Source organism: Saccharibacillus kuerlensis DSM 22868 (assembly GCF_000378145.1).
GTDB lineage: Bacteria > Bacillota > Bacilli > Paenibacillales > Paenibacillaceae > Saccharibacillus > Saccharibacillus kuerlensis.
In genome coordinates this window covers 39,614-50,255 of sequence record NZ_KB899303.1, presented here as the reverse complement: position 1 = coordinate 50,255, position 10,642 = coordinate 39,614, and the positions used below count along the sequence as shown (strand labels likewise).

General features: G+C 51.7%; 11 protein-coding genes. 5 read left to right on the top strand and 6 right to left on the bottom strand.

Features of this window, described 5'->3' with window-relative positions:
- Positions 1 to 128: 128 nt before the first annotated feature.
- Positions 129 to 1,478, bottom strand: coding sequence for an N-acetylmuramoyl-L-alanine amidase family protein (locus F456_RS0118545; RefSeq protein ID WP_018978552.1), 1,350 nt, complete (start codon positions 1,476 to 1,478; stop codon positions 129 to 131).
- A 397-nt stretch (positions 1,479 to 1,875) separates the two neighbouring features.
- Here F456_RS0118545 and F456_RS0118540 point away from each other — a divergent pair, with 397 nt between their 5' ends.
- Complete coding sequence (locus F456_RS0118540; protein WP_018978551.1) at positions 1,876 to 2,211, top strand: hypothetical protein; 336 nt, start codon at positions 1,876 to 1,878, stop codon at positions 2,209 to 2,211.
- A gap of 140 nt (positions 2,212 to 2,351) precedes the next feature.
- Here F456_RS0118540 and pyk read toward each other — a convergent pair whose 3' ends face one another.
- Entirely contained in the window at positions 2,352 to 3,767 is a 1,416-nt protein-coding gene (gene pyk, locus F456_RS0118535) for a pyruvate kinase (RefSeq protein WP_018978550.1), read from the bottom strand.
- Between the two features lie 237 nt (positions 3,768 to 4,004).
- On the opposite strand from pyk, the gene F456_RS0118530 reads away from it, so the two are divergent.
- Complete coding sequence (locus tag F456_RS0118530; RefSeq protein ID WP_018978549.1) at positions 4,005 to 4,790, top strand: helix-turn-helix domain-containing protein; 786 nt, start codon at positions 4,005 to 4,007, stop codon at positions 4,788 to 4,790.
- Positions 4,791 to 4,796: 6 nt separating this feature from the next.
- On the opposite strand, the gene F456_RS0118525 is transcribed toward F456_RS0118530, so the two are convergent.
- Positions 4,797 to 5,636: an AraC family transcriptional regulator gene (locus F456_RS0118525; RefSeq protein ID WP_018978548.1), complete on the bottom strand. Its 840-nt coding sequence runs from the start codon at positions 5,634 to 5,636 to the stop codon at positions 4,797 to 4,799.
- A gap of 155 nt (positions 5,637 to 5,791) precedes the next feature.
- Between F456_RS0118525 and melA the strand changes: the two genes are divergently transcribed.
- The 3 genes from melA (at position 5,792) to F456_RS0118510 (ending at position 8,785) form a co-directional block, all read left to right on the top strand.
- On the top strand, positions 5,792 to 7,144 hold the full coding sequence (gene melA, locus F456_RS0118520) for an alpha-glucosidase/alpha-galactosidase (protein WP_018978547.1): 1,353 nt from the start codon (positions 5,792 to 5,794) through the stop codon (positions 7,142 to 7,144).
- Between the two features lie 126 nt (positions 7,145 to 7,270).
- Positions 7,271 to 8,299, top strand: coding sequence for a C40 family peptidase (locus tag F456_RS0118515; RefSeq protein WP_018978546.1), 1,029 nt, complete (start codon positions 7,271 to 7,273; stop codon positions 8,297 to 8,299).
- A gap of 159 nt (positions 8,300 to 8,458) precedes the next feature.
- Complete coding sequence (locus F456_RS0118510) at positions 8,459 to 8,785, top strand: hypothetical protein (protein WP_018978545.1); 327 nt, start codon at positions 8,459 to 8,461, stop codon at positions 8,783 to 8,785.
- A 164-nt stretch (positions 8,786 to 8,949) separates the two neighbouring features.
- On the opposite strand, the gene F456_RS0118505 is transcribed toward F456_RS0118510, so the two are convergent.
- The 3 genes from F456_RS0118505 to F456_RS0118495 form a co-directional block, all read right to left on the bottom strand.
- On the bottom strand, positions 8,950 to 9,249 hold the full coding sequence (locus F456_RS0118505; protein WP_018978544.1) for a putative quinol monooxygenase: 300 nt from the start codon (positions 9,247 to 9,249) through the stop codon (positions 8,950 to 8,952).
- An 83-nt stretch (positions 9,250 to 9,332) separates the two neighbouring features.
- The gene (locus F456_RS0118500; protein ID WP_018978543.1) at positions 9,333 to 9,971 is read right to left on the bottom strand and encodes a nitroreductase family protein; all 639 of its coding nucleotides are present in this window, start codon (positions 9,969 to 9,971) and stop codon (positions 9,333 to 9,335) included.
- 28 nt (positions 9,972 to 9,999) lie between these two features.
- Positions 10,000 to 10,365 (bottom strand): MarR family transcriptional regulator, encoded by a 366-nt coding sequence (locus F456_RS0118495; protein ID WP_229675669.1) that lies wholly within the window; start codon positions 10,363 to 10,365, stop codon positions 10,000 to 10,002.
- Positions 10,366 to 10,642: the final 277 nt, after the last annotated feature.

Sequence of the window (10,642 nt, the reverse complement as noted above, 5' to 3'; positions counted from 1 at the left end):
AGAAAGCAGAAAGCAGAAAGCAGAAAGCAGAAAGCAGAAAGCAGAAAGCAGAAAGCAGAAAGCAGAAAGCAGAAAGCAGAAAGCAGAAAGCAGAACGCAGATGCCCGCTGCGTTAGTCGTCAGCCTGTTTATTTCGAGAAATACAGCTGAAGTCCATCGGCGATGGCTTTGGCGGCATTACGCTGATAATCAGCGCTGGAAGCGGTAGCTTCATCCGACGGATTGGATAGGAAGCCCAGTTCGAGCAGTACGGACGGAACGCTGTTTTCGCGGATAACCTTGAAGTTGCCGAAGGCCAGACCGTTGTTGCGAATCCCGGTACCGTCCTTCAGCGGCGCTTCGATAGCGCGAGCCAGTCCCAAGTCCTTGGACTCGGAATAGAAGCAGACAATCGTTCCGTTCGAAGAGGCGCTCAGCGACGAGTTGTAATGAATGCTTACAAAAGCGTCTGCTCCAAGCGAACCCGACAGTTGGGCGCGGGATGCCAGGGAAGGCCGCTCTCCGCTGCCTGTCCGGGTCAATTCTACACGTGCACCGCGAGATACCAGATAGTCCCGCACATAGAGTGCCGTTTGCAGATTCAATTCCTGTTCAACCATGCCGTAGGTGGTGCCTACTGTGCCGGGGTCGTTGCCTCCGTGACCGGGATCAAGCACGATTAACTTGCCCTGCAAGCTGCCGGATTTGATCTCGGACGTATCGGCTTTGGGACTCTGAGCGGCTGCCGTGCTGACATGGATCGCTTTTTGCTTCTGTACGGCTGCTTTCGCTTTTGCGGCGCCGCCGCCCTGCAGGTACTGCGACGAGACCCAACCATAAGCGCCGTACGAAGTCTTAATGCGAGACCAGCCGTTCTGGTTCTCCAATACGGTTACCGCATCTTTCCGATTAGCCGAACCAAGCAGTTCGTATTTTTTTCCGGGGCCGCTGCGGATAATGACGGAATTTGCCGTAACCAGAGCTTTGCTACCTTCGGAAACTGTGGAAGATCCTGAAGAAGCGGCTTGAGTTTGGGCAGACGTCTTAACTGATGAAGACGAAATGACTGCAGAGGCAGGGCTTCCGTTCGTCTTTTTCAGATAATAGCCGGCTACCCAGCCCGAGGTTGATGCATTTTCCACCTTCAACCAGCCGAGCAGCTCGTCCGTCACGGTAACGACGTCACCGCTTCGAAGTGATCCTACGATCGGCGTATCGGGGCCTGCCGTGCTCCGAACGTTGAGCGAATCCGTATGAACTTTGGCTGTGTAGGAGTTATCCGCATGCGCTTCGCCGCCGGGCATAGCCAGCACGAGGGCGCCGATTCCGGCGGCCAATGTCAGTGAAGCGGCCCCTTTTCGGCGGAAGGCGCGAATAGGCTCGCCGGACAGTTCTCCGCCGCAGTCTTTTGGATTAGTGGCGTTCTTAAGCGATCCTGCTGCAGAGTCGGCCGTTGTTATTTCGCGTCTTGCATGCGCCGGGCGCTTCAATTGATTCATGTATATGTACCTCCGTATTGTTCGTTTTCGAGATTTGATTGCAAAAAACATTAATGTTCGAAAACAGTATCATCGATGTCCACAACTTCATTTTATAGTACCCTTTTCTGAGCGTAAAGATGCGGTTATTTAAAAAAATGGTTCTTTATGCTCAAAAAATATTTTTGTTTTTTTCTAAAAAATCATTTCCTAAGGTGCTTGACGATTGTCACATTTAGATTTATTTCGAGTGTGTTCGATTATTTTTGCGATTTGGGGTAAAATGGTGTTTCAAAGGAGCATAGATAGGGGAAAGGTTAAAAGAGCAATTACAGCTATTTATATGCAAATAGCCGATGGCCGACCTATAGAAGCAAGGATAAGGTCCAATGGGCAAGCCAGAAGGAGATGAAATCCAATGAACTTAAACGACGAACAGGTCGAGCACGCCAGCTTTGGAACAGGCAAAGTGATTGGCAGTGGTGACGGAAGAATCAATGTTCGCTTCACTGAAGAAGTTGGGGAGAAGAGTTTTTTGTATCCCGAAGCTTTCGATCAGCATTTAAAAATGAGTGATCCGCAAAAGCAGGAACAAATGGGTGAAGAAGTTCGACAGAAGAAAATCCTTATGGCCGAAGAAAAGCGCGCAGAAGAGCAAAAGCGCGAAGAAGAAGAAGTGCGACTTGCGGAAGAAAAAGCAGCTGCTCGAAAGCCTGCCCGCAGAAAGTCCACAACTACTAAGAAAAAGGCCTGATTGTACTTCGGTAGTACCCCGCTGATTTTGAAGCGAGGCGGCTGCCGATTTTTTTCTACAAAAAACCCCGCTATCCGTAATTACGGATAGCGGGGTTTTCGTTTGGTCACCCGGTGATCGTATGGTTCAACCGAGCTTTCTTATACCTGCTGCACTTTCATCACATTCGTGTTGCCTGTCTGTCCAATCGGAATACCAGCCGACAGAACGACAGTGTCGCCAGACTGGATGTAGCCGGCATCAAGCGCATTGTTGATCGCCACTTCGAACATTTCGTCCGTGCTGCTTACAGCTCCGCCCTTAACAGGCAGTACGCCATAGAGCAGGCTCATTTTAGGCAGCGTTTTTTCATGTTGGGACACGGCAATGATCGGAGCTTTCGGACGATACTTGGAAATCATGCGAGCGGTAAAGCCCGATTCTGTGGAAATGATCAGTGCAGCCGCATTGAGCACGAGCGAAGCGTTAACGGAGCTTTGGCTGACGACTTCTGTAATATCGTTCAGGTGCAGAGCCCGCTTGCTGTTAAACTGCGTGTCATAGTCGATCATCGATTCGGCTTTTGCCGCAACAGCCGCCATTGTGCGTACGGATTCCAGCGGATATTTGCCTGCCGCAGATTCGCCGGACAGCATAACGCAATCCGCGCCCTGCAGTACAGCATTGGCCACGTCGCTGACTTCCGAACGGGTTGGACGAGGGTTAACCTGCATCGACTCCAGCATATGCGTAGCTACGATAACCGGTTTACCGGCCAGGTTGCACTTGTCGATCATCAGTTTTTGCGCGGCAGGAACATCCTGTACCGGTACTTCAACGCCGAGATCGCCACGAGCGACCATGATGCCGTCGGAAGCTTCGATGATGTCGTCAAGATTGTCCATGCCTTCCTGGTTCTCGATCTTCGAGATGATCTGTACATGCTCCGCACCTTTTTCGCTCAAAATGCGGCGGATTTCACGGATATCTTCGCCTTTGCGGACGAAGGAAGCGGCAATGATCTCTACATTTTCACTCAGACCGTAGTTGATATGCATAACGTCGCGTTCCGTTACGCCCGGCAGGCTGGTTTTGACGCCCGGCAGGTTTACGCCTTTACGAGGTTTGAGACGACCGCCGTTCAAGATTTTGCAGTAGATCTCTCCGCCTTCTACGCTCAGTACGTCCAGCGCGATCAGGCCGTCGTCGATCAGGATACGGTCGCCCGCTTTGACGTCTTCGTTCAATCCCGGATAGTTGACGCCGATACGTTCTGCTGTGCCCAGCACTTCAGGTTCGGTTGTTAGGATCAGTTCGCTGCCGGCTTCAAGTTGAACGTACTCGTCTTGAAGTTTGCCGATGCGTACTTCCGGTCCCTTAATATCCATCATGATCGGTACAAAAGTATTCAGTTCAGCCGCGGCTTGACGAACTTTGCGGATACGTTCGCTGTGGTCAGCCGGCTCGCCGTGTGCCATATTCAAGCGAGCAACGGTCATCCCGGATTGAATCATTTCTTTCAGCATTTCGACAGAATCACAGGCAGGTCCCATGGTACATACAATTTTCGTTTTCATAGTCGATAAAAGCCTCCTCATTGTTGTTCAGCTTCGAGGTTGTTGATTCTCCCGAAGTGTAAAGTGCATCGGTTCGGCATCGGGAAAAGACGATCCATCTCTTATTGTTTACCCGCTGCTCGCGGAATGATAGGCGTTTTCAACAACCTTTTGCGTTTATTGTACCGTCCAGGCAAGCAGGATGAAATGACATATAGTACAATGTAGGAAACATAGTACGATAGAAAGGGAACGTTTATGCCGAGAGTGAAAGACGTGCATCAGGACAACGGATCGGAATGGTACGAACAAGCTGAGACGGGACAGGACTGTTATTTGCTGGCGCTGGAGACTTACGGGAAATGTATCTATTGGATAGACGGAGAACGAAATATTATGGAGCGGGGGGACGTGCTGCTGATTCCTGCACATACCCCTTACTATGGGAAAAGCGTGCCTACACTGACACATACAAAGACGGTAGTCGGTTTTACCATATCGTCCGACGATGCGAGTGCGCTGCCTCTGCTTCGGCACGGACAACCTTACAAGCAGAGGCTTGGACGCTATGAATCGGTGCACGAGCGTATTCGTCTGCTGCGCGAGCAGTGGTATGAGAAACCTTCGTACTATGAGCTGATGGCGCAGTCGCTGCTAACCGAACTGCTGATCGACATCAGCCGTGAATTCGACAGGGGTCTGATCCAGACCGAGAAGCAGCGGCATGTTGAACACATGAAGCGATATATTGAACGCAACTATAGGCAGAAGATTAATAAAGAAGTGCTTGGAGAGGTCATCAATCGAACACCGAATTACGCGGCTTCGCTGTTCAAGGAAGTAACCGGACGAACCATCAGCGAATATGTACATCGGCAGCGGATGAAGCGCGCCGTCTATATGCTCAACGAGTCACGGTTGAACGCAGCGGAAATTGCCGAGTTCCTCGGCTATAAGGATGCTTCTTACTTCTATCGCATGTTCAAAAAAATTACCGGGGGTTCACCTTCGGAATTGTTGAAGGAAAGGCGGCCGGAGGGATAGCGCCGGCTAAAGTTCCGACTGTTCGCGGTAAGCGGTCGGAGACATCCCGCAGACGCGCTTGAACATCTTGGAGAACAAGAACGGGTCGGAATAGCCGACCGACCGGGCCACGTCGCTGACGGAGAGCGACGGATTGCGCAGCAGTTCCCGGGCGCGGCGCATGCGGTACTGCAGAAGAAATATCTGCAGCGGAACGCCGTAGGCGTCCTTGAACAGGCTCGACAGGTAGGTCCGGTCGAGCCCTACGGCGCGGGCAATATCTTCCGCGCCCAACTTGCGGCTGTAGCCGTTCTCGATCACGGCCGCAGCCCTGGATAGATGCGCCTCCCTTGCACGGGGAGGCGTATTAGGCCGCGCCGCCTGCTGCGGCGCGCCCGCGACCAGCGCGGCCAGCAGGCGGTAGACTTCCGCCTGCGCCAGCAGGTCGCCGCCGTGCAGCTCGCGTGCCTCGAGCAGCCCGGCGTAGAACCGTTCGAACGGCGGTCTATCCGCCGCCGCATACACCGGTGAGCCGGCCGTCAGTCCGGCTCGTTCCAGCAGCGCGCGAACATGCAGTCCGCGCAGACCGACCCAGGCGTAGACCCACGGATCGTTCGGGTCCGCTTCGTAATGCACGAGCGTATCGGGCATAATCAGGAAGCCCTGCCCAGCCGTGAGCGAATATTCGCGGCCTTCCGAGCGGAATACGCCTCGGCCGCTATGAATATAATGCAGAATGAAGGAATCTCGCAGTCCGGGACCCCAGAAATGGCCGGGCGCACACTCTTCGCGTCCGTAAAACAGCAGCGAAACTTCGCCCTGCACAGGGGAAGCTTCACGTGTGTCGGTAAAATATTCGTCAGGCACAGCAGCGCTCTCCTTTCGATGCGAATCGATAAACAAAAAACCAATCTGTATTCATGCATTATAACAAAAACACCTGCCATTACTCCATGTCTTCTTGTAAGCGCTATCGTTATAGTGGAAGCAGAAACGAACCGCAAACAAGGAGGCTGAATGGAATGGAAAAGATTACGTTTATCGGTGCAGGAAGCACGGTTTTCGTACGCAATGTACTGGGGGATATTATGCTGACTCCAGCGCTGCAGAGCTTCGAATTGGCACTGTTTGATATTGATCAGACCCGATTGAATGAGTCCGAAACCTTGCTTCATGCCATGAAGCAGACGGCGGGAAGCAGATGCGTCATCAAGTCCTACAGCGATCGCAGGGAAGCGCTGCAGGGAGCCAAGTACGTGATTAATGCCATTCAGGTCGGCGGCTATGATCCATGTACAATTACGGATTTTGAAGTCCCCAAGAAATACGGGCTGCGTCAGACGATCGCGGATACGCTTGGGATCGGCGGTATTTTCCGAAATTTGCGTACAATCCCCGTTATGCTGGATATTGCCGCCGATATGCGCGAGCTTTGCCCGGATGCCTGGTTCTTGAACTACACCAATCCGATGGCGGTGCTGACAAGCGTCATGAATACGGCAGGCGGCATCAAGACGGTCGGTCTCTGTCACAGCGTGCAGCACTGTATTCCGGATTTGTTCGCCAATCTGAATATGGATCCGACAAACGTGAGAGCCAAGATAGCGGGGATCAACCATATGGCTTGGCTGCTCGAAGTAACGCAGGACGGCGAGGACTTATATCCGGAGATCAAACGCCGCGCGGCCGAGAAGCAGAAGGAGAAGCATCACGATATGGTTCGCTTCGAGCTGATGAACCGATTCGGCTATTATGTGACAGAATCTTCTGAGCATAATGCCGAATATCATCCTTATTTTATTAAAAAGAACTATCCCGAATTGATTGAGCGCTTCAATATCCCACTCGATGAATATCCGCGCCGCTGCGTGAACCAGATCCGCGAATGGGGCGAAATGCGGGACGGCTTGATGAACAGCGAATCGCTCGAGCATACACGCAGTCTGGAATACGCATCGCGCATTCTTGAAGCGATGGAAACGGACGTGCCGTTCAAGATCGCTGGCAATGTCATGAATACAGGTCTGATCACCAATCTGCCGCAGGATGCATGCGTTGAGGTTCCCTGCCTGGTCGATGCTTCCGGCGTCAACCCGACGTATGTCGGCGCTCTGCCTCCGCAGTTGGCCGCTCTGAATCAGACGAACATCAATACGCAGCGTCTGACGATTGAAGCGGCTTTGACCGGGAAAAGGGAACATGTCTATCACGCGGCGATGCTTGATCCGCATACCGCGGCCGAGCTGTCGATCGACGATATCGTTTCGCTGTGCGACGACCTAATCGAAGCGCATGGAGACTGGCTGCCAGCATTTGATGGAGAGCTGCACCCGTATTCTGATAGATATTTGCAGATAAATGTTGTGAAGTCATAATTAGGGAGAGGTTAAAGACCGATTACAATCGAAACGACCGGTTTTTCCTACTGTATTTCCCTCGTTCGTTTGTTAGAATTGGAGTTGAATTTCCATATCCTGCAGTAAGGAAGGAACGAGAACCTCATGAGAAAAATCATGCACCGAAGCATCCTGATTGCAGTTGCGACACTGCTTATGCTGATGCTGCTGCCTGTCGCACCAAATCAGGCTTCGGCCGCCGCATCCAAGAAGCAGGTGATCGCCGTCCCTGCGGCAACACTCTGGAAATCGCCGGGTATTCACCGCAAGCTCGATCTTCCGTCGCTTGGTAAAAATGTCGATCTTAGAGCCTGGACTTCCGCGATGAATACGACCGAGAAGCGCCGATGGCTGACTGGAAAGACCGAAACGCAAGCGCTGTACGGCCAGGAAGTCAAAGTGCTGCAGCGCAAAGGAAACTGGGTTCAAGTCGCAGTCGTCGAACAGTCTACCGCCAAGAACAGTCAGGGCTACCCGGGTTGGATGCCCGAGGTACAGTTGGCGGAAGTTTCCGCCAGCCCGGCCGTCCGTGTGGACCGAAAGGCAGCGGCCGAAGTCGTGGTTGCTTCCAAGACCGCTAACTTATATAAAACGAACGGATCTACCAAGTTGTTGGAGCTGAGCTTCGGAACACGCCTGCCAGTCGTTTCCGAGCATAAAGGCTGGATCAAGGTCGATGCGCCGCGGTACGGGTACGCGCTGCTGCGAACTTCCGATGTGAAGCTGCTGGAAGCCGGCCAAACGGAGAAACAGCCGACAGGCACGCAGCTCGTTGAGACCGGCAAAGCGTTCCTTGGACTTCCTTATCTCTGGGCAGGCACATCCGCCTACGGATTCGACTGCTCTGGGTTTACGGGAGCGATCTACCGCTATTATGGCATTTTGCTGCCGCGCGACGCTTCGGAACAGGCGCTGGCGGGTAAATCGGTAGCAAAGGCGGATATGCAGCCGGGCGATCTCATGTTCTTCGCTTACCAAAACGGCAAAGGTAAAGTCCATCATGTGTCCATGTACATCGGAGGCGGGAAAATGATGCATGCGCCAAAGGCTGGCAAAACGGTAGAGATCATTCCGATCTCCACAGCCAGCTACGCCAAGGAGTTTGCCGGAGCAAGACGGTATCTGAACAATTAAATTTTAAACGAATGCATCAGATGTGCTGAAGACAGAGTAGCGAATTTTTAAATGAAAAAGAAACGTATGGAAAAAGAAACCTTCCGGAAGATCGCCCGTAATAAGAAGCAGATCACACAGACAGTTTTATTCATTTTATAGGGGAAGGAGGAGAAACTTATGTCAATATCAAGAGTTTTGCTGCTGATAGCGGGGGTCTGCGAACTGCTGCTGGCTATTCCGGTTCTTGGCGGATGGTTCGTGCTTGCAACGGGCTGGGGCGTGCTCGGATTTATGTTCCTGCTGCATGCCGCTGCATTGGTATTCACGCTTCGCGAGCGTGTACCCTTCTATGGTCCGGTACTCGGTATCATTACATCGCTGTTAGCCTGGATTCCGTTTATAGGCTGGGCACTGCACCTTGCAAGCGGTATTGCTTTGCTGGTCAATGCTTTTCAAGGACCTCGTACCGACACACGGGGCGTTCAGCAGCGTAGATACTATTAAACGTCCGTTAAACGTTTGATCAATTCGGGCAGTCGGTTGAGCCAAACGGTGAAAAAGCATAAGGAAAAGCCCTCATCTGCCGGGAAACGGCGATTGAGGGCTTTTTGCTGTGTTCATTTATATTGGAAGTCGGCACTTTCAGCAGGGAGGCCGCTTCCACAGCATTAAGACAGTGTCAGTTCTTCGCCTGTGAATGCTTTGACTTCCAGAGGAGCGGTCAGGTATTCGCTGGCGCTGGCAACAAATTTCGTGAAATGCTCGGTTTTGTTATGCACAGCAGTTGCTTCCTGATCGCGCCATACTTCAACCATCGTATAGACGTTGTCTTGACCGACAGCTTTATGCAGATCGTACACGATGTTGCCTTCTTCAGCCTGCGAACCGGCAACCAGCGATTTCATTTCATTCAGAAATGTTTCTTCTTTGGCAGGGTTTACGTGAAAAGTTGCATGAATAATAATCATTTGATATTCCTCCTTGTAATGCGTTAACCGAGTTAAATTGAATGTTTGACTCGGTTAACGGGTGGGATGGGCTTATTTAAAGCTTAGCGCCATTCTGTCGTGCGGGCAATGTCCAGGCGTGCGGAGGAGTGTCCCGCTTTCGCTGCTTTGCCGACCGAGATCAGCATAACCGGTACGTGACGCTCCGGATCCAGACCGAACGCTTCGGCAATCTGATCTTTCTCATAGCCGCCAATCGGATTGGTGTCGTAACCGTGCGCGCGGGCGACGAGCATAAACTGCATCGAGACAAGAGCAGCATCGATCAGGACGGAGTCGCGTTTCAATTCGACTGGCAAGGATTCGAAGTACGAACTGTAGCTGGCAAGCTGCTTTTCCATAACATCCTGCGGCATATGGCCCAGTTCAACAGCTTTACCGAAAATCTCTTCCATATAATCCGCGAAATTCAGATCGCCGAATACGGCGATGACAGCGGAGGAAGTCTCGACCTGATTGCCGTTGAATTTCGCCAATGGCAGCAGCTTGGCTTTGGCTTCCGGGCTTTCAATCACGACAAAACGCCATGGCTGTGTATTGACGGACGAAGGGGCGAGCACGGATTCTTCAAGCATTTGCGTCATTTCTTCACGGCTGATCTTGACCGACGAATCGTAGTAGCGCACCGAACGGCGGCTCTTAACAACTTCCAGGAAATCTTGAACTTTTTGTACACTGCTCATAGTAGGAACAGCTCCTTTTTGTAATAATTTAGAGGGTCTCGGCATTGCGGTGCATCCGATCCAGCATACTTGCCAGCACCCGTCGCTCTTCGACATCGAAGCCGTGCAGCAGCCCTTCGATCAGACGCGACTTTTCCCGCACATAGCCGTCGATATGAGCTCGTCCGATCTCGGTAAGACGGACGAGTGTAATCCGGTTATCTTCCGGACTGCTGCGGCGTGCGACGAAGCCCTGAGTCTCAAGCTGCTTCAGATGACGGGTAACAGCGGCACCATCGATGCCAAGCAGCTTCTGCAGAGCAGTCTGGCCGATTTCTTCGGCGGTGAACAGCTCCTGCAGCAGCCGAAAGCGGGATGCACTGATACCGGCACAGCCGGAAAATGCAGTTTCCATACGGTTGTTAAGCAGCTGAAGTTTTTCTAAAATGCATGTTTCTGGTGTGACCGGACACATCTGCAGCCTCCCCTTTCGCAATAATGATTGATACATCAAAGATTGATATGTCAATAAATATAAAGAACTTACTGATAAAAAGCAAGTGCTTGACTAAAAATTCATAATTGAAGATTAGATTTCTATAAAAATAAAAGTTGAAAATTTAATCAAAGAATGAAACTAGGCACTATTCCCGGCGTATATCAAGTTAGACAGCAGGCGACGATCAGAGAAG